This is a genomic window from Desulfosporosinus sp. HMP52 (assembly GCF_000765145.1).
Taxonomy (GTDB): domain Bacteria; phylum Bacillota; class Desulfitobacteriia; order Desulfitobacteriales; family Desulfitobacteriaceae; genus Desulfosporosinus.
On sequence record NZ_JMGA01000018.1, the window covers coordinates 59377 to 83681 of the forward strand.

21 protein-coding genes are annotated in these 24305 nt (G+C 42.9%); 20 read left to right on the plus strand and 1 reads right to left on the minus strand.

Features of this window, described 5'->3' with window-relative positions; translation table 11 throughout:
• Positions 1-349: 349 nt before the first annotated feature.
• From selA to mobB, 7 genes are all read left to right on the plus strand, one after another.
• Positions 350-1762 (plus strand): L-seryl-tRNA(Sec) selenium transferase, encoded by a 1413-nt coding sequence (selA, locus tag DP73_RS06960; protein ID WP_034598466.1) that lies wholly within the window; start codon positions 350-352, stop codon positions 1760-1762.
• 104 nt (positions 1763-1866) lie between these two features.
• A complete protein-coding gene (gene selD / locus DP73_RS06965; RefSeq protein WP_081962981.1) occupies positions 1867-2949 on the plus strand; it encodes a selenide, water dikinase SelD in 1083 nt (360 codons plus the stop codon).
• Positions 2950-2989: 40 nt separating this feature from the next.
• A complete protein-coding gene (bshC, locus tag DP73_RS06970; RefSeq protein WP_034598468.1) occupies positions 2990-4564 on the plus strand; it encodes a bacillithiol biosynthesis cysteine-adding enzyme BshC in 1575 nt (524 codons plus the stop codon).
• 194 nt (positions 4565-4758) lie between these two features.
• Positions 4759-5793 (plus strand): LCP family protein, encoded by a 1035-nt coding sequence (locus DP73_RS06975; protein ID WP_052090450.1) that lies wholly within the window; start codon positions 4759-4761, stop codon positions 5791-5793.
• 182 nt (positions 5794-5975) lie between these two features.
• Entirely contained in the window at positions 5976-7907 is a 1932-nt protein-coding gene (locus DP73_RS06980) for a FapA family protein (protein ID WP_081962982.1), read from the plus strand.
• A 163-nt stretch (positions 7908-8070) separates the two neighbouring features.
• Positions 8071-9276 (plus strand): gephyrin-like molybdotransferase Glp, encoded by a 1206-nt coding sequence (gene glp / locus DP73_RS06985; RefSeq protein ID WP_034598470.1) that lies wholly within the window; start codon positions 8071-8073, stop codon positions 9274-9276.
• Between the two features lie 11 nt (positions 9277-9287).
• Positions 9288-9818 (plus strand): molybdopterin-guanine dinucleotide biosynthesis protein B, encoded by a 531-nt coding sequence (gene mobB, locus DP73_RS06990; RefSeq protein ID WP_034598471.1) that lies wholly within the window; start codon positions 9288-9290, stop codon positions 9816-9818.
• Between the two features lie 68 nt (positions 9819-9886).
• On the opposite strand, the gene DP73_RS06995 is transcribed toward mobB, so the two are convergent.
• Complete coding sequence (locus DP73_RS06995) at positions 9887-10801, minus strand: Na/Pi symporter (protein WP_034598718.1); 915 nt, start codon at positions 10799-10801, stop codon at positions 9887-9889.
• Positions 10802-11055: 254 nt separating this feature from the next.
• On the opposite strand from DP73_RS06995, the gene DP73_RS07000 reads away from it, so the two are divergent.
• The 13 genes from DP73_RS07000 to DP73_RS07055 all read left to right on the plus strand — a co-directional run bounded on the left by DP73_RS07000 (position 11056) and on the right by DP73_RS07055 (position 24288).
• The gene (locus DP73_RS07000) at positions 11056-11553 is read left to right on the plus strand and encodes a GNAT family N-acetyltransferase (protein ID WP_034598472.1); all 498 of its coding nucleotides are present in this window, start codon (positions 11056-11058) and stop codon (positions 11551-11553) included.
• Positions 11554-11816: 263 nt separating this feature from the next.
• A complete protein-coding gene (locus DP73_RS07005; protein WP_034598473.1) occupies positions 11817-13310 on the plus strand; it encodes a TldD/PmbA family protein in 1494 nt (497 codons plus the stop codon).
• Entirely contained in the window at positions 13307-14626 is a 1320-nt protein-coding gene (locus tag DP73_RS07010; protein WP_034598474.1) for a metallopeptidase TldD-related protein, read from the plus strand. Before DP73_RS07005 ends, DP73_RS07010 begins: the two co-directional genes overlap by 4 nt.
• A 20-nt stretch (positions 14627-14646) precedes the next feature.
• The gene (locus DP73_RS07015) at positions 14647-15408 is read left to right on the plus strand and encodes a histidinol-phosphatase HisJ family protein (RefSeq protein ID WP_034598475.1); all 762 of its coding nucleotides are present in this window, start codon (positions 14647-14649) and stop codon (positions 15406-15408) included.
• A gap of 11 nt (positions 15409-15419) precedes the next feature.
• Complete coding sequence (locus DP73_RS07020; protein WP_034598476.1) at positions 15420-15917, plus strand: hypothetical protein; 498 nt, start codon at positions 15420-15422, stop codon at positions 15915-15917.
• Between the two features lie 74 nt (positions 15918-15991).
• The gene (locus DP73_RS07025) at positions 15992-16681 is read left to right on the plus strand and encodes a hypothetical protein (protein ID WP_034598477.1); all 690 of its coding nucleotides are present in this window, start codon (positions 15992-15994) and stop codon (positions 16679-16681) included.
• A gap of 196 nt (positions 16682-16877) precedes the next feature.
• Positions 16878-17237, plus strand: coding sequence for a YlbF family regulator (locus DP73_RS07030; RefSeq protein WP_034598478.1), 360 nt, complete (start codon positions 16878-16880; stop codon positions 17235-17237).
• A 74-nt stretch (positions 17238-17311) separates the two neighbouring features.
• The gene (gene bshA / locus DP73_RS07035) at positions 17312-18454 is read left to right on the plus strand and encodes an N-acetyl-alpha-D-glucosaminyl L-malate synthase BshA (protein ID WP_034598479.1); all 1143 of its coding nucleotides are present in this window, start codon (positions 17312-17314) and stop codon (positions 18452-18454) included.
• 62 nt (positions 18455-18516) lie between these two features.
• On the plus strand, positions 18517-19440 hold the full coding sequence (locus DP73_RS07040; RefSeq protein WP_034598480.1) for a MoxR family ATPase: 924 nt from the start codon (positions 18517-18519) through the stop codon (positions 19438-19440).
• On the plus strand, positions 19415-20770 hold the full coding sequence (locus DP73_RS07045) for a VWA domain-containing protein (RefSeq protein WP_052090452.1): 1356 nt from the start codon (positions 19415-19417) through the stop codon (positions 20768-20770). The genes DP73_RS07040 and DP73_RS07045 overlap by 26 nt, the downstream gene beginning before the upstream one ends.
• A 368-nt stretch (positions 20771-21138) precedes the next feature.
• Positions 21139-21309: a 4Fe-4S binding protein gene (locus DP73_RS22440; protein WP_007786544.1), complete on the plus strand. Its 171-nt coding sequence runs from the start codon at positions 21139-21141 to the stop codon at positions 21307-21309.
• Positions 21310-21527: 218 nt separating this feature from the next.
• A complete protein-coding gene (locus tag DP73_RS07050) occupies positions 21528-21956 on the plus strand; it encodes a transcriptional repressor (RefSeq protein ID WP_034598482.1) in 429 nt (142 codons plus the stop codon).
• Positions 21957-22122: 166 nt separating this feature from the next.
• On the plus strand, positions 22123-24288 hold the full coding sequence (locus tag DP73_RS07055) for a glycosyl hydrolase (RefSeq protein WP_034598483.1): 2166 nt from the start codon (positions 22123-22125) through the stop codon (positions 24286-24288).
• Positions 24289-24305: the final 17 nt, after the last annotated feature.

Sequence of the window (24305 nt, forward strand, 5' to 3'; positions counted from 1 at the left end):
TACGGTTTTGCCTTTGAATTTATGTATTCTCATAGTCTTACCGCAAAAGATACAAGGGGAGTATTGCTCTCTTGATTGTGGGCGTGCTTTGAAGGGAAGGATTACAGCTTGATGAGAGGGCTGTATGATGGCGCAAGTTAAGTCCGGGCTAATATTAGACATGGAATACCTCCTCGAAATCAGAAGTCAAAGGTCAAAGGCAAGGAGGCCTGATGACTATTGCTTCAGCAAGTGTGTTAGGTTTCCTTTATCATATGCTAATTCTGCTGTCGAAATCCTAAAAAGCTTGCGGGCTGGATTCAGGGAATTTGGTCGATAAAATAGTTTCCCTCTAAGGAGTTGATAATCAGTGGAACAAGAGATACTTAGGCGCTTAAGGGCTCTTCCGGCTGTTCATGAAGTGCTCTCTCGATTAGAAGATGAAATAGAATTCAGTCCATTTATGGCGAATGAGGGTTGGACGCCTCGCATGACTCTGTATGTTCGACAGGTTCTACAAAGTATTAGGGAAGATATTAACCGAAATTACGCTAATCCTTTTGAAGAATTTGAAGTTGCTCTGTGGCCCAACATAAAAAAAGAGCTTTTTAACAAGATGATTAAGGGTGAAACTAGTTTGCGGCGGGTAATTAATGCCACTGGAGTTGTTTTACATACAAATTGCGGCAGAGCCCTCTTGGCTCCGGAAGTGGCCCGATTTATTTCAGAACAGGCAGAACGATACAGTAACCTTGAGTTAAATATTCAGACTGGAGAGCGGGGTTCACGCTACGTTCATGTGGAAGAGCTGCTTTGTAAGTTGACGGGTGCAGAAGCAGCGATGGTAGTTAATAATAATGCTGCGGCGGTTTTATTGATGATGAATACCTTTGCCCAAGGGAAAGAGGTTATCGTTTCCCGGGGTGAATTAGTAGAAGTTGGGGGCTCATTTAGAATTCCTGAGGTTCTAAAAGCTGGGGGAGCAAAGTTAGTAGAAGTCGGAGCTACCAATAAGACTTGGCTAAAGGACTATGAAGCTGCTATTAGTTCGGAAACAGCAATGCTTTTGAAAGTTCATACAAGTAATTACAGGGTGGAAGGATTTACTCATACTGTTTCAGGAGCGGAACTTGTAAAACTCGGAGAAGACAAGGGTCTGCCTGTGATGGAAGACTTAGGAAGCGGGAGTTTCTTCGATGGGGCTAATTTAGGTTTTCCACCAGAGCCAACTATTAAACAAACTGTTAAAGCGGGTCTCTCCCTTGTTACCTTCAGTGGAGATAAATTGCTTGGCGGACCACAGGCTGGCATTATTGTTGGCAAAAAAAGTTTTGTTCAACAATTAAGGGCAAATCAATTAACTCGAGCCTTAAGAGTTGATAAATTAACCTTAGCCGCATTAGAAGGAACTCTTCGCCTATATGACAACGGTGAATTTAATGAGATTCCTGTTTGGAGGATGCTCTCTGCTCCTTTGGATAGACTATATGAAACTGGGTTTGAACTTTTTACGGCACTTCAGCGGAACCAAAAGATTGAAGTTAAGTTGCAAGAAGATGTCTCCCAGGTAGGTGGAGGAGCATGGCCAACGGTTGAGCTTCCTACCTGGGTATGTACTATTCGACCGAGAAAAGGAAGCGTTATTGAATTGGAGAAGTTTTTGCGCCTAGGTTCGGTTGCTATTCTGTCAAGAATTCATAAGGATTGGATAGTAATGGATGTTAGAACTTTTCTAAAGGATGATAGAGAGGAAGTTGTTAGGCGGTTAGAAGAGTGGGAGTAATAAAAATGTAAGTTGGTTTGGAGAGTTGTTGACGTAGCATAATTACAAGTTATAATTAAAGGGTGATATTTTGTGATAATTAATATAACAAGGTGGTGTTGAAGATGGATCTGAATATCTCCCAGAATGTAACGACAGATAAGGTTAGGTTGACCCAGTTGTCTACCAAAGCTGGCTGAGGATGCAAGATAGGTCCTTCGGACCTAGCGCAAGTATTGCGCTATTTACCGCCTAATCAAGAGGATGCTAACCTTTTAGTAGGCATGGAAACTTCTGACGATGCCGGGGTTTACCGGATTAATGCAGAACAAGCCATTGTACAAAGTGTTGATTTCTTCACTCCAGTTGTAGATGATCCTTATGCTTTCGGTCAGATAGCTGCCGCAAATGCGCTGAGTGACATTTATGCAATGGGGGCTAAGCCACTTACTGCTATGAACTTAGTTTCTTTCCCGGTGAAGAAACTTGACATGGAAGTTTTAGCGAAGATTTTGCAAGGTGGCAGTGATAAGATTCGAGAATCCGGAGCGATACTTGTAGGCGGACACTCTATTGATGATCCTGAACCCAAATACGGTTTGTCAGTTACGGGGATTGTGCACCCAGACCATGTTTTGTCTAATGCTAAAGCTAAGCCAGGGGATGTTTTGGTATTTACTAAGCCTCTGGGGGTTGGAATTATTACTACCGGGATAAAACGTGGCATTGTCTCACCTGAGGCGGAAGCTGAAGTCATTAAAGTTATGGCAACTCTAAATAAGGGGGCTGCTGAAGCGGCAATCTCTGTCGGGGTTCATGCTGTGACGGATGTCACAGGCTTCGGACTGTTAGGCCATCTGCACGAAATGCTGGAGGCAAGTGGCTGTAGTGCAGATATCTATGCAGAGGCTGTACCGGTTTTAGATAGTGTTTGGGATTGTATCCAACAAAAAGCCATTCCGGGTGGGACTCAGGCTAACCGACGTCATCTTGAGAATAAAGTGGATTTTGAGGAGAAGGTTTCAGAAGAACTGAGAATTGTCTTCTTTGATGCCATTACCTCCGGCGGGTTGCTAATCTCTGTTCCTGAAGATCGTGTTGAGTTACTGATTAAGGAACTACAGGCCAATAACACTCCTGCTGCTGCCGTAATCGGACGAGTTAATCAAGGCGAGCATGGTAGAATTGCGGTTTCCAGTCGTGCATGATAAAATACCGCTGTACTGGTAAGGTAGCGGAGGGATAGAGATGAGAGATCTAGTGCAAACCATAGCTACTTGTTTTGAACAAGTAGCTTTATTTTTTCCCGGTGGAGATCCAAAAGCCCAAGCAAGCTTTGAAAGAAGAGCAGTCTATTTGGACTCCAGAACTTATTCCAGAGAGCTTCTGGCAGATACCTTGCAAGAGTATCACCTCAATTTAGGGTCTAATTCAGAAACCCTTAAGATGATTGAAGAACTAAGAAATAAAGAGACTCTTGCGGTGATCACAGGGCAACAAGCGGGAATTTTGACAGGACCTTTATATACCCTATATAAAGCCATGACCACTATACTACTGGCTAAAGAACAGCGTGAAAAACTCGGACGTCCGGTTGTTCCGGTTTTTTGGATTGCCGGGGAAGATCATGACTGGCAAGAGATTCGCGAGACCTACTTGTTAAATTCTCGGGGAAATATAGTTCCTTGTCTAATACCGGGTGACGGGGGCGGAAAATCTATTGGTCACCAAAAGGTACCCGCTTGGGAAACGATTGAAGTCCAACTATTAGACATGCCGGAGAGCGAATTTAGGTCTTCCGTTATAAAGAAATGTCGGCAGATCACCGAACAAGCTGAGAACTTGACTCACTGGTTTGCTTTAACATTGCAGTGGCTTGTACAGAAATGGGGGCTAATTTTCTTCGATCCAATGATTCCGCAATTTAAGCAACTGGCTTCGCCGATGTACGAGCAGATCTTAAAAATGCACGGGGATGTACGGGATGCCTTGGCCGAAGGGACAAAAAAATGGGTCAGTCTGGGATTCAAGCCACAAATACAGCCAACCGGTGGAGAGGTGAATTTATTTCTTTCTGTACCGGAACGCCGAGCAATTCTCTTCAGAGAGGAAGCATTTTATTTGCGTGGACAAAAGGAAGCATGGAGTTTGGATGCCCTTAACGAACTCCTGACTAGAAATCCTGAAAATTTTTCTCCGAATGTGGTGACCCGTCCTATCGTTCAGGAATATCTGTTTCCAACCTTGGCTTATGTTCCCGGACCGGGAGAGTTGAATTACTGGGCGCAACTGGGAGAAGTTTTTACGAAGTTAGGATTCGTGATGCCGATCCTTTATCCGCGGCTTTCCGCGGTTGTTTTAACGGTTTCTTGGCAAAAATATTTAAAAAAGCAAGGACTAACTCTTGAAGACGTTTACAGCGGTTTGCAGGAACATCGAAATCGTTGTGTCCGTGAGCAAGATACCTTAAATATTGAGGAACGTTTTCAGCATTTACGTAATCAGATAAGGATGAGCTATGCTGAGCTTAAGCCGCTGGAGGATATTGATGTCAATGTAAGTGAATGGCTGGAGCGAAATCAAGCAAAAGTAAAATATCAGTTAGAGTATTTAGAAAGAAAAATTTGGCAGGCCCAGCGAAAACGTTGTAAGGATCAGTTAAGCCGCTTGCAACAGCTTGAAGATGGGATTACTCCTAACAATTCCAGGCAAGAACGGGTTTTGAATCCCTTAACTTTTGTCATGCGGTATGGACATAGCTTTGTGGATAGGGTTTCGGAAATTCCTCTGGGTGATTTTGGCGAATATCCGATACTCTTGTAACTACAGGCCTGACAGGATTCTCACTTGAAGTCTCAATGATCAGTGTAAAGAACAAGTTTACTTCAATTATTTTTTTAACCGATAGAAGTCATTTATTTGTGACATCATTTCTTGAAGATTTTGTGAGCATTCTTTCTTAAACGATAAAGTTGGGTATAATAGTATAGAGGATGTTACTTAATGGAGTTGGTACTGTGCTTCGTGCGATGAAGATAATCCTGATGGCTGTGACCTTTACTGTAGTTGTAGCAGCCGGTGCTGTCGGCTACATGGTGTTTTTTGATTCGGGAAAGGAAACAAGCGGGGATAGTAAGAATTTATCAGATTCTATAGATGAAGGAATTAAAGACCGGGTTAGTGTATTGCTCATCGGAGCAGATCAACGTCCGGAACAAAAGAAATTTAGCACAGATACTATAATCCTAGCCAGCGTGGATCCAAAAACTAAGCGGACAAGCTTACTCTCTATTCCCCGGGATACGAGAGTCCTACTTAAAGGGCACGGCTACAAGAAAATTAATGAGATTGTTTCATTGACAGATTTAGCTACTCTTGAGAAAACCGTGGAAGAGTTAACAGGGGAAAAGATAGCGGGATATGTTCAAACTAACTTTCAAGGGTTTAAAAAGATTATCGATACTTTAGGCGGGATCACAGTCAATGTCGAGAAAGATATGTATTACGAGACTGGTGATGATGAGGATGGCTATATAAATCTTCGCAAAGGGGAACAGGTCTTAAATGGTTCTAAAGCGTTACAATATGCTCGTTTCCGGCATGATGCTCTAGCAGATATTTCACGAACCGCAAGACAACAAGTCGTACTAAAAGCTGTAGCTAAAGAAATGTTCCAGTTAAGCACTATCCCCAAACTTCCATTTCTTGTTCCCCAGATTATGGATGCAGTGAACACTAATTTATCCTCTAAAGATATGTTTACCTTAGCTAAAGTAGCGGTTGGATTCGATAGTTCAAATGTGGTGGCTCAAACTCTGCCCGGCTCTTTTCTGGATTTAGAGGGGATAAGCTATTGGAAAGTTGATCCTCTTGAAGTGAAGCAAGTCGTTAAGAATTTATTTCAAGGGAAGACAACGGAAAAAATCATTGGTCAGGAACCTGTAGATTTGCTAAAGCCAGTAATTCCTACGCCTACAAAACCACTTCCTCAGGTTCCTGGGAACAGCCAAGATCCTAATGGAAGAAAATCACCTGGCTATCAGATGGAATAGAGTATATAGGTTCATATTAAGGGGATGATTCTTTTAACACAATGAATTATGTTGAAAGAATCATCCCCTTAAGTGTCCTTCGTCCCGAGATTTCAGATCATTTAGGACTAAAGACCTATAGGGCTAAAGGAAAATTATGATATTATAAAAAGAATAGCAACTCGTTGAAAGCAGGTGGTATTATGCCTGAAATAGTTGTTCAGTCTCCAAACCTTGAAGAGCTAAAAAAAGAATGGGCGCTCAAACTTAATATTTTGCCGGAACAGATCAACCTTGAAGTGATCGATAAACCCAGTATATTATCCCGTATGTGGAAGGTGAAGGTTATTTGGGCTGAGGTGAGTCAAACTCGGGTTTCAGAACCTAGTCTAGTAAAAAAAGATGGGTCAAAGTATATTATAGTTCTTGGTGAAGGATCCAGACTCTTCATACCATCCGGACAGGTTGGCGAAGTATGGTTTAACGGGGTTCTCCAAGTTAGACCTTTCATAGTTAAAGCTGGCGATCAAGTTGAGTTCCAGCCGGTTGTTCAGAAGGGCCATTTGACCTGGGAGTTGGATATACGTTTTCAGGGTTTATCTGTTATGGCGAAAGTAAAGCATGAGCCTGGGGGGCATTATATATTACCTGAGAGTCTTCCGGGGTCAGAAGAAATTAATTTAGCTACCCATGCCTTATGGAAAAATTCACTGGAACAGGATGAGATGTGGAATGAGGCAAAGTTAATCTCAGACTTAGAAAGGCTAAAGATCGTTTATGGCATAAAGCAGGGGATTTGGGAGGAAATATTGAGAGTCAAAGGGTATAAAGAGCTTGTAATCGCTCAAGGAACCCTGCCTGTTCCCCCCGAACATGCTCGGTTAGAAGATTTTGTAGGAAGTCCTCAAGAACAAAATACTGCAGAAAATAAAAAAATTGACTTTTTTGCCTCTAAGTTACAAGTGGTTAAGGAAGGGGCTGTTCTAGCTCGTAAAATCCCCGGCAGGCCCGGTATCCCAGGTAAGGACGTCTTAGGGAGGGACCTCCCGGCAGCGGGGGTAAAGGATTTTCAGTTTCGGCTAAAAAAGAATGTTTGTCTTTCCCCGGATCAACTTGAAGTAATAGCTGCCTGTTCCGGACAACCTATTCGGATCGATGAACGAACCTATATGGTAGAGAATATCTTAGTTCAAAATAGTGATGTAGATCTAGCTTCCGGAAGTATTGAATTTCCGGGGGATGTGTTTATAAATGGCAATGTTCAAGATGGGCTTCGAGTTTTCGTTGGAGGGAAACTGGAAATTAAAGGATCAGTGTCCCATGCTGAGATAAGAGCGGAAAAAGGGGCTAAGATTTATCAAAATCTTATTGGCGGGAAGGTTATTATCGGAGAAAAATATGTTATTCGTTCAGAGCTTCTCCGTCTGGTTTCTGAATTAGAGGCTCAACTTTCCCTTTGCTTACAACGTTCTGCAGATTTCGGTAATTCTCCTGACGCAATTAATCTTAAACCCGGGCAATGTTTAAAGATGATTATAGAAAGACAATTCTTCGAACTGCCCAAACTAGCACAAAAGGTGGAAAAATTTGTTTTAGAAAATAAGCATGACGAAATTATTACTGAAGGACTTATCGTATCTATCCGAACAGCAAAACACTTCCTAACAGGGCTAGGCCCATTAGAACTCCAGTCCACACCATTCTTGCAGCGTGTAAATCAGGCCCTTAGCCAATTCATCGAAAACTTAACTGTCGAACTCCCGGACAAGCTAAGCTTCAGTGTTAATTATTTACAGGGGGCTAGCGTTGAGTGTGGAGGATCCTTTGAATGTCTTAAGGGAACCTACAATTCCCACATCCGAGTAGAAGGAGACGTTACCATACAAGGTGTATGTCGGGGCGGGAAAATACTAGCCGGGGGCAAGGTTCAGATTCGGGAACTAGGGGGTTCGGAAGTAAGTTCTACCTTTGTTCAGATAAGTCCCACCAGCCGTCTACATGTAGAATACTGCCACGCAAATGTGGTAATTGCTGTGGGTAAAGAAATCCTTCAAATAGAAGAAGCCTATCGAAGTTTAGATATTTATCGCGAAGCGGGTAGAGTACAAATCGAGAAAATACGTGCTAATCCTTAAGCTTAACTTCAGAGAAGAAGAACCTGTCACTTTGGCAGGTTCTTTTTGACAACCTTGGGAATTACCGATACACTTATTCTAGTAATGAGTTCAAGTTCATTAAAAAATAGTTATAAAGAAATTATATAACCGTTAACAACTTCTAACGGAAGGAATCAATAGTATGAAAATAATGATCGAATTAGAAGAGGCTCTAGAGATGGTTCTCGCTAATATTCAGTTGGTCGAAACTGAGTCCGTCTCTATTGCTGATGCCTATGGCCGTGTTTTGGCCCAGGATGTGCGCTCAAAAATTGATATGCCCCCCTTTGCACGTTCGCCCCTAGATGGGTATGCTTATCGGGCAACAGAGGCTATCGCCGAAGAACTTAAACTCAAAGTAGTCAATGAAATTCCGGCAGGGTTTCCCTCGGAACAGATCATCGGCTTGGATGAGGCCTCCAAGATATTTACCGGTGCCCCGATTCCGCCGGGAGCTAATTGTGTGGTGCGTATGGAAGACACTGAGCAGGAAGGTAATCAAGTGAAGATTTTTCGTCCTGTTCTCCCAGGCTCAAATATTGTCCCAAAAGGGGAAGAAATAAAGGAAGGGGATATTCTGCTAAAACGAGGTTTTTGTCTGACTCCTCCGGCAATTGGCTTGATTGCTGCTGTTGGTGTAAATCAAGTTGAAGTGTTTCGCCGTCCTCGGGTTGGCTTACTGTCCACAGGCTCTGAACTGATGGATGTGGGCGAGTCTTTGAACCCGGGAAAAATTTATAACAGTAACAGTTATACCTTGCGCGGAATGCTCCGACAGGCAGGGTGTGAGGTTGAAGTTATCCCCACTGTTTCAGATCAAATAGAGGATACCCTCGCGGCTTTAGAGAAGGTTGCAGAAGCAGATGTGGTCATAACAACCGGTGGAGCCTCTGTAGGGGAATACGATATAATGCGGCAGGCTCTTACCCAGTTTGGGTGTGAGATGTTATTTTGGAAATTGAACTTAAAACCGGGAACGCCGGCTTCAGTGGGGCAAAAAGGAAAGCAATTCTTTTTCTCTCTTTCGGGAAATCCGGCCGCTGCAATGGTAACCTTTGAACTCTTGGTTCGTCCAATACTTCTTAAATTGGCAGGACATGCCAACTATAAAGCGAAGGAATTCCAGGTAAGAATGGCCAACAGCTTTGAAAAGAGTGGTAAACAACGGCGCTTCTTACGGGCTCAGGCGGTTTTTAAAGACGGAGTAATCTGGGCGGATCTGGCTTCGGCACAGGGGTCAGGAATACTTCGCTCGATGATAGGCAGTCATTTATTGGTGGATGTACCGGCAAATCATGGTTCTGTAAAAGTCGGAGAACTCTTAGCGGCACGCTGGATTGTTGACTGAGGAGTAAGAAAATGACTATAAATATTAGCTTAAAGCCTTCTGGAATTCCTGTTATCTCGATAGTTGGTGGAAAGTCTAACTCGGGAAAAACAACGCTTCTAGAAAAACTCATAGGTGAGGCTAAACGCCGGGGATGGCGGGTGGCAACCTTAAAACATGATGTCCATGGGTTTGAGATGGATCAACCCGGCAAAGATACTTGGCGTCATGACCGTGCAGGTGCGGATATCGTGGCAATCAGTTCTCCCCAGAGAATTGGGATCTTAGAACGTGTTTCTGAGGATCAGCCCCTGGATGAGGTATTAGATCGAATTCGAGGAGTGGATCTGATCTTTACCGAAGGGTATAAGTCCGCCGATAAACCAAAGATTGAAGTGTTTCGATCTGGTGTGCATCAAGAGCTTTACTCTAAACTTCAAGATCTTATTGCTATTGTTAGTGATGTGAAATTTGATAACGGGATACCCTGTTTTGACTTAGATGATGCTCAGGGAATATGTGATTTAATAGCAGAAAAATTTGATGTTAAACAGCGGGTGTAACAAACTTTCATTGGGCTTTTTTAGGAGATAGAACATCGACTTAATATCGTTGACTGAATAAGAGAAAGTTAGGGCAATAGTTTCTTCAGAAATTTAGTTGCCAGAGGCAGCAAAGGATAGGCAAATAGTGACGACAGTAAATTAAAAATTGTGTGAGCATTAGCAACTTGTCTTGAGAGGCTGCCTCCTATGAGGGTTAGGCCATAAGCTAAGGGCTCGACAAAGGGGAAAAAGACCAGTACTCCAAATACATTGAGTAAAACATGGAATAGTGCAACACGTTGTGCTCCTCGCGATGAAGCAAGGGCAGCAATTACGGCGGTGAAGCAGGTGCCGATATTTGCTCCGAAGATAAAGGCAAGGGCTGTAGGGAGGGTAATCCATCCGTCTGCCGTGAGGAGCATAATGATACCGGTAGTTGCATTAGAGGAATGAAGTAAAGCGGATATTACCGTACCTGCGATGACTCCTTGAATATGATTGTCGCCGAGTTGGCGAAGGAAATCCTGAATCTGAGGCAAATTAACAAGTGGGGCCATCCCGACTTCAAGCAATCCTAAAGCGAAGAAAAGTACACCTAAACCGAAAACTGACTGGGATAGATAACGCCAGTGAGATGGGATGAAAAGAAAACCTAGGGAACCAAAAACCATAACGTAAGGGGTTATCTGATCGAGAGGAAAAGCAAGGAGTTGGGGGGTTAAAGTAGTTCCTATGTTACTACCGAGGATCAGAGCAAAAGCGTTGGCAAAAGGGAGAAGACCTGCATCAACGAAGGATACAGCCATAACGGTTAAGGCGGTGCTTGATTGGAGGATTGCCGTAGAAATTGAGCCGCTCCAGAATCCGCGCCAGGGAGTCGCTGTCATCCAAAGAAGAGTTTGGTGTAAACGATGACCGGCAAATGATTGAAGTCCTTGCCGAAGGATTTTCATCCCCCAGAGTAAAAGACAAAGGCCCAGCACCAGGATTGCAAAGTACAGATAGCTCACCTCTTTAGTTCAAGCTTGGTTTTTCGACTTTGACGGTTGAAAGTCTCAGCAATTAATTCTTATGCTAATTTAAATATATTGACTAATAAAAGTATCAAGAACTTTTTTTCCCAAACATAAAGTTTCTTTTGACAACGAACTTAATAAATGGAGCCTTATCAATGATTTTGTCATCATTAATTATATTTTTGAGGTTAAAAGCGACAGCAGCGATGATTGCATAAAATTACTTAAGGGGTGATTATATGCAGGTTCGTCAAGGAAATGTTCGTGATTGGCCTTTCATGTATGCTCTTGGGAAAATTGGTATTCCTGAGAGTATTTCTCCATGGCGCAAGCAGCCAATGGAGGTGACGCTTAAATACCGAGAGGAATTTCTTAGAGGATTTTGGACCTGGATTCAGCAATCTGAAGCTAAAGTTTTTATTGTGGAAGAGGTAAAACAGGAAGGGGAGGAGGGTCAAAGTGTACATCCGCTAGGATATTTGGTTCTACATGACTCAGCAAAAGAAGAGCTGACGGGACTTAATCAAGGGTGGATTATGGACATTGTGGTTCTTCCGGAGTGGAGAGGCAAGGGTGCAGGGAAAGTATTACTCAAGGCAGCAGAAAATCATTGTAGGGAACAAGGAATTTCCTATCTGGGTCTTGCGGTTAGCAGTCATAATATTAAAGCTCTCAAGCTATACGAGAGTTATGGTTTTGCGGAGGAACGAAAGTTATTGGTTAAGCAATTAGATTAAAACAAAAAAAGCTTGCGACGGATTAACTGTCGCAAGTGAAGTAAAGAGAGGAGTGGGGATAAAAAATAAAAAGTGAGACTGTTAAAATCATGTCCTGTGGCATTAGTATTTATACTTGCCTCAGGATATTTTTTTCCGAGAAATCCATAGGGGCAATGGGAAGTTCGAGGTTCGTGGCTCGAAGTGGTATAATAACCATAATGAGTAGCTAGACTGGTTTTTAAGCATAATTGTACCAGATGGTTATATAGGGGGGTTACTTTTTGGAGCAACTAGAAATTAAAGCATTAGTTCAATCCGTTTTGGACGAAACTAAAGGTATAGCCGGGTATTTTGTAGTTCGAGCTCAGTCTCGTAGAGAATGGAGTATGCGATTAAGTAACGGACGTTTTGAAAGAGTATCCACCGGCGAAGACAGTGGAATCGGAGTTCAAGCCTTCACCGAGAAGGGGGCCTCAGGCTTTGCTAATTCTGATGTCTTAGATAAAGAGACTGGGCGCAAACTTGTCGAAAAGGCTATTCAATTGGCACAGAGAAACGAAGGTATCGGCTCGAAGGGGAATCGGCAAATCTGGGCGGCACCTCCTGTTCAGGAAGAAGTAGCTAATACTGCCCAAAAAGAGTTTGAAGAGATTCCTTTAGCGGAGCTGGAAAAGATGGTGATGACCCTTCATTCTCGTCTGAGTAGTTCTTTCCCTAAAGGGGTTTGGCAATCCAGCTATCGTCAAATCGAAGAAGTATGGTGTATTGGACGAAGTGATGGGACACTAGTGTCTTTTGTGATTCCACGAGCGGTACTGATGCATCAAGGGACGGTACGTAATAACGGCAAGGCTCAAAGTACATTGATTCATCGCAGCGGAATGGATGCAACCCTGCTAATAGACGAACTGGCAGACAGTATTCTGGAAAAGAAGGCAATCGACCGAGCTGAATTTGCCTTAGCAGTGTGTGCTGCGCCCCAATTGCCCAGTGGTCATTATCCCTTGATTATTGATTACGGTTTAGCCAAAGGACTGGCCCATGAGGCCTTTGGGCATGCAGTAGAATCTGATCATATGAATGAATCGGTACTTGGTGAAAATGGGAAATTGCGCAAAGGTCTTCGGGTTGCCAGGCCTGGTGTAAGTATTATCGATGGCCCCTTGATTGGGGACTGGGCGAATCAGCCATTTTCAGCGAATGGTCTACCAAGGCAGACTGTAACTATTGTGAGAGATGGGGTCTTGGAAGCAGGATTAGGGGACGTTTTTTCGGCGGAGGAAGCGGGGATGCCTGTCACCGGGGCAGGTCGTGCAGAGAGTTACGGACATGTTCCGCTGCCCCGAATGAGTAATATTCGGTTGTTGGTCGAGCGTATGCTGCCTTTAACCCCGGAAGAGCATTTAATGGATGAGGTAAAAGCTGTACGAGAGACACTATTGCAACACGGCGAGCTGCTTGAAGGGGAGAAGAATCTGCTTTTGTTAGGGTATAGAGGCGGCCAAGTTAATCCTAAAACAGGGGATTTTGTTTTTCAATGTGATGGTATCATAGATGTTGCTGATCCTGATCTCCCGATTTATCAGCCTTCCATCTTTAGTGGAAAAATCCTTTCCGCCTTAGAGGCTATTCGCGGCGGGCTTGGTGAAGGCTGTTATGATGCAATTGGTACATGTGGAAAAGGTGGTCAATCCGTGGCCTCAAGCGGTGGTAGTCATCGCTATTTGCTGATGGATGTGGATCAACAAGTAAGCTTAGGAGGAGAACAGGCATGAAACTTGTAGCTCAATTAGAGGATCTGCTCTACAAGGCTCAGCGGGCTCCGAAGAGTGAGGAGCTTAAACTCTCAGCTTGGAGGATTGTGGTTCATGAATCGGAAGTAGTTGCCTTGGGAATAAAAGATAATTCCCCAGGTAGTGTCTATACTCCGCCAAGTTATCGTCAAGGGGAAAGTGGAGATGTTTTTTTAGTCTGGTCGGATGGGACATGCAGTCAGACTATGGTTCAGCTCCCGTTTTCCAGCGACCCGGATTATTGGCCAAGAGCATTAGAACAATGGAAGCAAGCATCCTATGCAGACCCGGATGCCATACATATACCTGCTCCGGAATCTTTACCCCTTGTAGCGGTTGAAGATCGGTCGATTAAATCAATTATTACCGGTGATGACAAAATTCTATTTGATCAGGCAGATCGTTGGTTAAAGGACATACCTAAAAATGTAAAGATGCAGGGGAGTATTCAAGCTGCTTGGGGTTATAGGCATGTTCGAACCTCAACAGGGCTTGCAGTGACTTATCAACAATCTCAATTTGCCTCAGGGTTTTCTTTTGACAGCTTAATTGGGGCAGGATTTGCTAAGCGTAGACTAATTCGGCCTGAGGAACAGGAGAAATTATGGCTCCAAACAGTAAATCAGTATGAATGGATGCAAAAGGATGCCTCTCCTGTTGGTGCTAATACTCAAGTAATCCTTGCACCCGGCATGACCGAAGACATGGTGAGGCAATTTATACTTCCTAATTTTTCGGGAGATCGAGTGATTGAAGGGCAGGGGGCCTTTTCGAAGGAAAGTTTTCTAAATAACAAGCCAGTTTTTAACGAACAGCTTTCCTTAATGATTGATCCATTCCGTCCTTTAGAATTGGGATCTTATTTAGTTACTCCTGAAGGGATTCCGGCATCTCGAACAGTCTTGGTTCAGGATGGGCAATTAAAGACTCCTTACCTGAGAGTGAAAGATGCTGTTCGCTGGGGTGCGAAGCCGACTGGCCTTCCACAGGGGACGGCCGGCCTCTATATTAAGCATAAGAGCGAGGCTCCTTGGCTGGAATTGTTACAAGGGATTGAGGATGGAGTTCTCATTCTATCAGTTCTTGGGTTACATACCCAGGATTCAGTTTCTGGTTCATATTCCTTAAGTGCACCCCATAGCTTAAGAATTTTAAAGGGTCGAATCGTAGGAAAAACAGATGTTAAACTATCGGGTAACTTTTTGGCTGATTTAGCTGCTGCAACAACAAAGACGGCATTGTCAGAACTTGATAATTATCCGTATTTAATGATCAGAACCGGAGTACAGAATCTATAAGAGATAGAGGGGAGTTAGTAATGTTAGATTTGCATGTGCATCTTCTCGGGCATAATGATCGAGAGGCTAGCCGGGAAACTATTGCGGCTTTTTTAGATGAAGCCACTCGGCGAGGATTAAAAGAGATTGGGTTTGCGGATCATGATTATTATTGGGATCAAATGAACTTCCCCATGATCCGTCAGGTTGCTGAGGACTACCCTCATTTGGCTGTCAGAATTGGATTGGAAGCTGAATATCGTCCCCATGAAGAAGGAAGGATTAAGAACTTAATAGAGCAGTTTCCTTTTGATTTTATTATTGGATCAGTGCATGAATTTGATGGCTGGGTTTTTGATATTCCTGAAGAAGAACACATGCATTGGAAGAAAGATGTTGATCAGTTTTATAGCAGATATTTTGAAGTTGTGACACTTGCCGCTAAGAGTGGATTGTTTACAACGATTGGACACTTTGATCTCATAAAAATATTTGGAGCAAGGCCTTCCAAGGATATTTTGGCACTGGCTGATGAAGCCTTAACAGTGGTCGCTGAGCAGGGGTTAGTATTGGAAGTTAATACAAATGGAAGGTATAAACCAGTCCAGGAGTTTTACCCGGAAAGACGTCTCATAGAGGATATTCACCGGCGCGGGATTGAGTTTACTTTAGGTTCAGATGCGCATTGTGCTGGAAATGTAGGACGAGATCTATCTGAAGCAAGTCAGCTACTACATGAGGTCGGCGTGAAATCCCTTGTTGGGTTTTCCAGACTAGATAAAATAAGTTATTCCCTGGATTAGGGGGGAACACTTTGGAAAATATACTTGATGAGAAATGGTTCATTGAGGAAACGGCTGCCCAGGCTTTAGTGGAGATATTGAATAGTAAGTATGGAAAAAACTATATAATCTTTGATCATAGGGATCGGCCGGATATTGTCATCGAAAATCAAACAGATGGGACACGTCTTGGAGTAGAGGTTACTCACTTGTTCTATGATTCAGATGAAGCTCGTTATGTTTTCGGACGATCTAACGAACGTCATAATCCTCCGGCTCCCGAATACCTTGAAGGGTATGTACGAAGGCTAAATGCTTTGTTACAACAAAAGAGCGAGAAGGCTAAAGGATACAATCATGATTATCCTTTAGCCCTCTTAATTAGGGTGGTTTCGCCACTTTTTCACATGTGTAATTTCAAGGTATATCGGTCCGGAATTATTGTGCCTCCTTCTGATTTTCAGTACATTTGGCTGCTTTTCTATGACTTTGTCGAGAGGCAATGGACTTTGCTAAAACAATTGCGCTGATAATTGGATAGACTTCACATTCCGGTGCAACACTAAGTATATGGTTAAGCCGGTTTGTGAAGGAGTCGAGAAAAATGCCTTGGATAGAAATTGCCCTTTCTCCCCGCTCGGAATGGAATGAAGACGGCCTTAAGGATTGGGCATTAGCCCTTGGGGCCTTCCTTAATGAGAAAGGGACTGAGCTAGATCCACAAATTCGTATGTTGCCGGGGTATAATGTCGTTCAGCTAGGAGAGACGGGAATTGGAGATCTGACTCTTAGCAGTACTGAGCGGCTTGTTATTTTAAAGGGACTGTCCTTGAATAGAAATGTAGAATCTGACTTTGCACGGTTTGTTGTTCGGTTTGCTTTACAAATGGGAGCGTTAGGGGTTTGTGTCTCCAGTTCGGATTTCTCCGATAAGAGTTTTTGGCGTAAACTTGGTGGGGTTATCCGACCGGATCCTGTCCCTTTAGAGGGATCAATTTGTGGTGAAAAAGTAGGTGTTAAACAACTTTTTAAATTCGGCTTGTTAGTCACCTATAAAGATGAACCAATGCTTTGCTTGGAACCGATAGCCTGTAATGCTCATTCCCCCGGCATAGTAAGTCTTGCCCAACGCAGGTTGGAAAAAATGTATGGAGGGAGTCCGATTGGATTTACCAGCCGAATGGCTGCCCATTGTCCATGGATTATTTCCAAAGTACAATGGACAGACTTATTGTCATTCAGTCGCTTGAAGGCTTTTGAAATATTAGCGGAGATTGTGAATAAGAATCAATAAGAACAACTTATGCAACAATCTAATAGTTCGAGAAATTGTCCATCCTGGACGGGACTCTAGTCAGTGTCGGGCAAGTCTATATTTGTCTCTTGTGGTAAAATTATATATAATGAGATATTAAAGTTTGGGCTAAGGGGTTTTAACAAACTAATTATATTACTACATAGAAGCTAGTTACAGAGGAGTGGGAAGGGATATGGCTACTACTGATTTGGCACACGAATTAGCTCGTACTCTAAAAGAATCGGATCAATTCAAGCACTTTCTTAAATCAAAGGAAAAGGTTATGAGTGATGCTAATAACCATAAGATGGTTCGAGAATTTCAATTGAAACAATGGGAGATCCGTGAAGCCCAAATGTTAGAGCAAGAAATCAGCGAGGAAAAACAGCAAGAACTGGAACGCTTATACAGTTTGGTAAGCATAAACCCAACTGCACGAGAGTATTTAGAAGCTGAATTTGAAGTGTCTTGTATGGTAAATGATATTCAGAAAATTATTGGGGAGGCCATTCAAGATGCAATGCCGATAGGTTTTGAAGAAATGAATTCCTGAATTTAGGGAATTATACAGCACTCTTCGGCATTACAGGTCTTCTTATTTCAGGTTAATTAAAAGAGGTGCAATTAGTGAAAATCGGAATGGTATGTTACCCGAGTTATGGGGGAAGCGGTGTTGTTGCAACTGAACTCGGGTATGCACTGGGCGAACGAGGGCATGAAGTTCATTTTATTTCTTCGGCTCGCCCCTTTCGTTTGCGTCGCTTTCATGAGAAACTCTTTTATCATGAGGTGACAGATGTAAGTTATCCAGTGTTCAAATATCCGCCCTACACTTTGTTGCTTGCTAATAAAATCGTAGAAGTAGCTAATTATGTAGGGCTGGATTTAATCCATGCCCATTATGCTATTCCCCATAGTATTAGCGCATATTTGGCAAAACAAATGATGACTAAGCCTATTCCGTTAGTTACAACACTGCATGGAACAGATGTTACTTTAGTAGGTGCCTATGAAGAGTTTAAGCTTTTAACCTGCTTAGCGCTTAAGGTTAGTGACCGTATTACAGCTGTTTCAAATTCCCTGGCAAGAGAAACCGCAGCTGCCTTTGAGTCGCTGGATCAGGAAATAGAGTTTATTCCCAATTTTATCGATCCATCGATGTACCTGCCCAAAGGGGGATTAATGTCTAAATGCAAAGAGCACTTTGCTCCCTTTGGTGAGAAGATTTTAACTCATATCTCAAATTTTAGAGAAGTCAAAAGGGTTGTAGATGTGGTTAAAATATTTGATCTGGTTGAAAAGGCTATTCCTAGCCGCCTCTTACTTGTGGGAGATGGTCCTGAAATGGTTAAGGTAGAACGGGAAGTCACTAAACGTGGACTTGAGAAAAAAGTACAGTTTCTAGGCAAACAAGAAACTGTACAGGATATTTTGCAGATGACCGATGTATTCATTCTCCCCTCAGAACAAGAGAGTTTTGGACTGGTAGCCTTAGAGGCGATGGCCTGTGGAGTTCCGGTGGTTGCTAGCAGGGTAGGAGGGTTGCCGGAAGTCATAAAAGATGGTGAAACGGGTTATCTCGCTGATGTAGGAGATATTTATGGAATGAGTGAGGCTGTGCTTAAACTATTAACTGATTGCTCAAGATATAAAAGCTTTTCCGAGCAAGCAGCAAATTGGGCAAGAGAAGCCTTTCCCATTGACCGAGCAGTGAGAAGGTATGAGGCAGTTTATGAAAGTGTTATTCAAGAACGAGTTCATTTGTATTAATTCCAGCTAGAGTTTCGAACTACGAACAACGAATATCGGACTACGATACGGGGGTGGGGTAAATGCCGGAGGGAAGGACCTTAGATCTATTTGAGAAAGAGTTAGATACTATCGGCTATATTACCGAACGGGATGATAGAATTGCGCTTACTGCCTTTTTAGCGACTGAGCTGGGAAAACCACTTTTGATTTCCGGACCTGCTGGGGTAGGGAAAACGGAAATTGCGAAAGTGTTAAGCCAAGTATTAGATGCTCCTCTAATTCGTCTTCAATGTTATGAAGGTCTAGATGAGACAAAAGCACTTTACGAATGGAATTATCAACGGCAGCTTTTGAAGATACAGATGGGTCGGGAACATCTTCAAGAAGCTGACCTCTTCTCAACAGAATATCTGCTTCCTCGCCCGTTACTGCAGGCACTTTTAAGTGAAAAGCGATGTGTACTCCTTATTGATGAAATTGATAAGACAGATTCAGAATTTGAGGCCTTTCTCTTCGAGCTCCTTGGAGAGTTCCAAGTGACAATACCAGAAATGGGAACTATTAAAGCCAAGGAACGTCCTATGGTGGTATTAACTTCAAATGGAGAAAGAGAGCTTTCTGATGGCTTGAAGCGACGATGTATTTTCCTCCACGTAGAGCCGCCCTCAGTTAACAAGGAAGTTCGAATTCTGAGGGCAAAAGTCCCGGATTTGCCGGAACGATTAGCCCTGGAAGTAGCACGAGCTGTTAATGTGCTGCGGGAACGACTCTCTCTCAATAAAACCCCTTCTGTATCAGAAACAATGGACTGGGCAAAGGCTCTGCTCGTAATGGGTAAGACGGGACTGGATCCGGCCTGGGTCGAAGCTACATTAACCTTGCTGCTTAAGAGTCAGGATGATGTAGAGCTATTTTATCAAGAGATGGGAGCAGAACGCCTTCTTTTTGAGTCTGGGAAAATAGCACAAGGAGAACGGAATGTGCATGGACACCAACATCGATAGGAAGGTCAGTGAATTAGATAAGTACTTAGTGGAATTTGCACAGTTATTGAGAACGGTAGGGCTTAAAATAAGCCCTTCTGAAATCTTTGATGCGGCAGAAGGTTTGTCCCTTATCGGTTTAGTGGATCGAGATAGAGTTGAGAGCATTTTACAAGCGACCATGGTTAAGGATGTTAGGAATATCTCCGCTTTCAGAGAAACCTTTCGGGCTTATTTTGCTACTCAAGAACAAAAAGAGGCTTGGAATAAGGAGGCTGCTCAAAAAGCTGACCAATGGAACGAGCAGATTGAAAGTACTTATCAAGATCTGCGTTTTCAAGACAATGAATTGGATATTACTGAAGAGCAGCGAGCAGTGTATGCAAGTATGCCTGAAAAGGATAAACAACGCTTGCGAGATTTCTTGGAAAAATCTTCGAATGGAACTCGTGGCGGAATGCCTCTGGATCATTCCTATCAACCTATGGTGGAACGGGTTCTCCGCGGATCTTTAGAGTATTGGCGCAGGAAATTAAATGAAGATGAACCAATACTTTCCCCGGGGTCAACGAATGGAATTCTCTCTGAGGTGGAAAGAGCACTACGTGACCGCGAGGTTGAGGTCATAAGTCGGGACTTAAAGAAGATCTCTCCTGAAGAATGGCCGGAGGTTGTTCGCTTAATTAGGCGTCTTAGCCAACGACTTGCCAATCAAGTGACTCGTCGCTATCGAGCCGCCCGTCGCCGGGGAGGCCTGGATATGCGCTTGACTCTGCGCAAGAATTTAAGATATGGCGGGGTATTGATTGACCGTAGTTATCGGAACCGCCGTAAGGGACGCCTCAGGATTGTGTTACTCTGTGACATCTCCGGGTCTATGTTGAAATATAGTGAGTTTATCTGGCAATTTGTTTATGGACTTTCGAATGTTGTTAGCGGAATTAAAACATTTGCCTTTGGGGAAATGTTAGTACCCTTAAACCAGAAGTTTAAAAAAGGTCAGACATTTGAAACAATGGTGAAAGATGCTCTCTCCATGTCCGGGAAAGAATGGGGAGGAGGGACTAATCTTGCTAATGCCTTAGAAGCTCTGCACAGGCATAATTCAGATGTGTTTTCAAAGCAAACCCTGCTGCTGATTGTTAGTGATGCTCAGACACTTGAAGGGGAAAAGGCAGCAGAGTTATTGAGTTGGGCCAATAGAAAGGTTCGTAAAGTTCTATGGTTAAATACTCTTCCGGAGCGGCGTTGGTCAGAAACTCCTTATGTTAAAGCCTTTCTTCCTTTCTGCCAAATGTACGAGTGTTACACTCTAGGGCATTTGACTCAGATCTTAAACAAGCAATTTTAATTTGCTTGTTTATTTTTTTATAAAACGGAGCATACTATAACTAAATTACTTGTACAGAAACGCACAAACGTGTGAGGGGGTAAAATTTTATGTTGGAAAAGTGTCGTGCTTGTGGATTTGAACATGAAGATCTAGGACATATTCTTTTTCGAAGAAATCATGTAAGTAATAGGGTGCTCCCCTATTGTTCCCATTGTCTAAGGAGACTTTATCAAGTACCTTACAGACCGGGGCGTGATCTATAACTACCGAATGTAACGAATGAATAATTTAACTTATTATGTGATAACCTAATAGTTTTTAGCTTGCCTTTTCTCTATGGCTTTGGTATATTGATTCTGAAGTTCGGAGAAGAGGGGATGTTGGGTATGGCATACGTTATTAGCTCGGAATGCATAAGTTGCGGTGCTTGTGAAGGAGAATGTACAGTATCTGCTATTAGCGAAGGTGACGGTCAATACGTTATCAATGCAGAGCTTTGCATTGATTGCGGTTCTTGCGCCACTGTCTGTCCAGTAGAAGCACCAAATCCTGCTTAAAAATTTAGTTTGAATGGCATAAAAAAAGAGAGTTAGAACTCTCTTTTTTTATGCCATTTTTTAGATGTTATTCTTGTAAACAGAGATGTGTGAATACTTGAGCGAAGTGTTTTTTAAGCATGTGCCTGATCATGAAACTTGATAGTTGACAAATTTATTATATTGACTTAAAATCTAATTAAAAATGATTACAAATACTGAGGAAAGAGGATAGGGACATGAATGCAATTGGAATTCTTAAGCAATTGAAAGATAAAGGTGTCCGTTTTACACCACAGAGACAGGCAATTTTGGAGTTCTTGCTTGAAACACGGTCCCATCCCACGGCCGATGAAATTTACCATCATGTCAAGGCAAAATTTCCTGGGGTAAGCTTAGGTACGATTTATAATACTTTAAACATGTTAAAAGAGCATGGACACCTGTTGGAGTTGTCATATGGGGATATGGCCAGTCGTTTCGATGGCAACCCCAATAATCACTATCATATTGTGTGTTCAAAGTGTGGTAAGGTAGCTGATTTCCATGGACCTCTGATTAATATGGAACAAGAAGTAATGGAGAAATCCGGATTTCTAATATTAGGACACCGCATGGAGTTTTATGGTGTCTGTCCGGAATGCCGGAGTAATGAGCAGCTGAATTAAAAAGCAAGTTTAATTTCTAGGGAAACTCATTTTTGGAAATTGGTCCTCTGGTTGGACTAGTTTACTAAATGAGTTTTTTTTATTGTTAGCAAGGGTTTTGTTGATTTTTCACGAATATGTCAAAGTATCATCGGATTGAAAAGTGCTACAAGAAGGGGCTTGTTATATGTTTAATCGTCGCTTCATAGTTTTTGTGATTTTATGGGTAGTAACGTTAGGCGTTCTTTGGTGGAATTGGCAGAGTTCAGAAGGAGATTCTCTTTATGCCGGCCAGAGTGCAATTAGTGCCTCACGTTATACTCAAAACTTAAATGGAAGTTGGAATCAGTTCTCGTCTTTACGTCAGGCTTGGACTACAGAATCAGAACCTTCCGAGGGTAAATACAGTAAATTTTTTCTAACTAAAGGACGTCCGTTGGTTCTTCCGTCTAGCGCAAGATTCTCCGTAGTTACTAAACGGTTAAAAATCCCAGGTGAGTGGAGCTCCCGGACAATGGTACTTACCTTTAATGGGGTACAAGGTCATGCCAATGTATACTTAAATGGAATCTCAAGCAGTGAAAAAATAGGTGAATTTGAAGGCAGTGGTGGAAGTGACGAGTTGGAAATTTTACCTAAAGCCTTTCGTTATGGAGAAGACAACATTCTCTTAGTTGAGCTTACTGGAAGTGCCGGGCAGCGTTCCGGTTTGTTAGGCTCCCCTTGGCCAAAATCCGGGTATATTAAAGGTGATATTCGTTTGGACGCCGTTGTGGAAACGACCATAATGTTGCCGCAAGTAAAGATTGAATGGCTCGAGTCTACTGCTCAAATAACAGTGGCAACAGATTTGCTGCACCGTGGTTTTTCTCCGGAAGGGCCATGGACAGTATATGGGGTTATCTCTGATGGATCTGCTGGGTTAGCAGAGCAAACACTTGTTGTGGAAACCCAAGAAAGTCCGGATCGTCAACCGGTTACCTTAACATTCCTATTGCCTGATGCCCGTCGCTGGACGCTGGAAGACCCTTACCTCTATCAACTACATCTAAAGGTTACGAACAGTAAGGGTGATGTTGACGATTTATCCTTGCCTTTAGGTTTAAGCGCGGTTTCCTTTGAATCTGGGAATTGGAAATTAAATGGTCAGGAACTATTGATTTCGGGAGAAGCATTAACTCCTCAGAAGGAAAGCCGTCTTCGTAATTCCGGGGAGGTAGAGTCATGGTTAATATCTAAACGTCAAGAAGGAAAAAACCTTGTTTATTTCATTGGACAAGTTCCGGATGAACTTTGGCTGCAAACTGCAGACAGAGTAGGTATCGGGATATGGGCTGAGCTACCTGTGGAGTTAGTTCCGTCTAAGAGACTTCCTCAAGCAGATGATTTTCGAAGCCTAATCGCAGAAAAGCGGCTTCACCCTTCTCTTTGGGCATGGACAGTGGGAAAAGGTTTAGACTCTAGTGATTCTGCGAATATGTACTTGCAACACGCAGAGCAAGAAGTAGAGCCTAGTTTGGCTTTTGCGCTGACTTTATCAGATTTTCACACAGGGCTTTCAGAAGAGCAATCGACTTTAATTGAAGGAGCTTCGATTAAGGGAACCTGGGGAACTGTAGCGGTGGAAACTCCTTTGACCCCAAGTGTCAAATGGGATAAAGAACAAATCTTTGCTGGATTCTGGGCTCTGCTTATGGTTTTTCTGGGATGGATGAATATTCGATCAGCAACTTGGCGTTATAAAGAGATCGGGAATAATAAGCCCAAGCGTCGTCTGCGCAATGCTTGGTTCTGGAATGGACTATTCTTTTTAGCTCGCATTTCTATGGTAGCAGGGCTATTCACCTCTGGATTATTTCGTATTCCTCTGAACGTTAGCCCATGGCTTTCTCACTTATGGCCTGGTATGCAGTTATTACAGTCTCAATCCCCTTGGTTAATATGGGCTGTATTAGTTGGTCTATTTATTCTTATTCGATTGCTCCAAATTGGAGTGGTTGTTCCGCATTTACCGGAGAAGCCTAACGAAGCTGGTCTTATTTTTTGGTTGGAAAGACGTTATCGTTGGGCGGTATTTATTGCCATTGCCTGGGCTCTGGTCCCTTGGGGAGTTCCATTTTATGCACCTGTGGTTGGCTATATCCTGTTGGGATTCCTGTTTGCTCCTATTCGGGCTCATGATATTCACCGGATTGGGGGGAGGTATTTACCCTTTTTATGGGTTCCCGGGATTATTGCTGGAGCAGTTTTTGTGTGGGGATCGTTTTACATATCAGATTGGGTTTTTATTTGGAACATGATCCAACCGCTTACTCATACTATAGTTGAACAATTATATGAGCTGATAAAATGATCCATATTCTTAAATAC

What these genes read in the sequence shown, in the direction of transcription:
- DP73_RS07050 (WP_034598482.1), top strand. Translation starts at nt 21,528, where the DNA reads ATGAATGCAATTGGAATTCTTAAGCAATTGAAAGATAAAGGTGTCCGT.
- DP73_RS07030 (WP_034598478.1), top strand. Translation starts at nt 16,878, where the DNA reads ATGGCTACTACTGATTTGGCACACGAATTAGCTCGTACTCTAAAAGAA.
- glp (WP_034598470.1), top strand. Translation starts at nt 8,071, where the DNA reads ATGAAAATAATGATCGAATTAGAAGAGGCTCTAGAGATGGTTCTCGCT.
- DP73_RS07025 (WP_034598477.1), top strand. Translation starts at nt 15,992, where the DNA reads ATGCCTTGGATAGAAATTGCCCTTTCTCCCCGCTCGGAATGGAATGAA.
- bshC (WP_034598468.1), top strand. Translation starts at nt 2,990, where the DNA reads ATGAGAGATCTAGTGCAAACCATAGCTACTTGTTTTGAACAAGTAGCT.
- DP73_RS07015 (WP_034598475.1), top strand. Translation starts at nt 14,647, where the DNA reads ATGTTAGATTTGCATGTGCATCTTCTCGGGCATAATGATCGAGAGGCT.
- DP73_RS22440 (WP_007786544.1), top strand. Translation starts at nt 21,139, where the DNA reads ATGGCATACGTTATTAGCTCGGAATGCATAAGTTGCGGTGCTTGTGAA.
- DP73_RS06980 (WP_081962982.1), top strand. Translation starts at nt 5,976, where the DNA reads ATGCCTGAAATAGTTGTTCAGTCTCCAAACCTTGAAGAGCTAAAAAAA.
- DP73_RS07040 (WP_034598480.1), top strand. Translation starts at nt 18,517, where the DNA reads ATGCCGGAGGGAAGGACCTTAGATCTATTTGAGAAAGAGTTAGATACT.
- DP73_RS07000 (WP_034598472.1), top strand. Translation starts at nt 11,056, where the DNA reads ATGCAGGTTCGTCAAGGAAATGTTCGTGATTGGCCTTTCATGTATGCT.
- mobB (WP_034598471.1), top strand. Translation starts at nt 9,288, where the DNA reads ATGACTATAAATATTAGCTTAAAGCCTTCTGGAATTCCTGTTATCTCG.
- DP73_RS07010 (WP_034598474.1), top strand. Translation starts at nt 13,307, where the DNA reads ATGAAACTTGTAGCTCAATTAGAGGATCTGCTCTACAAGGCTCAGCGG.
- DP73_RS07055 (WP_034598483.1), top strand. Translation starts at nt 22,123, where the DNA reads ATGTTTAATCGTCGCTTCATAGTTTTTGTGATTTTATGGGTAGTAACG.
- DP73_RS07045 (WP_052090452.1), top strand. Translation starts at nt 19,415, where the DNA reads ATGTGCATGGACACCAACATCGATAGGAAGGTCAGTGAATTAGATAAG.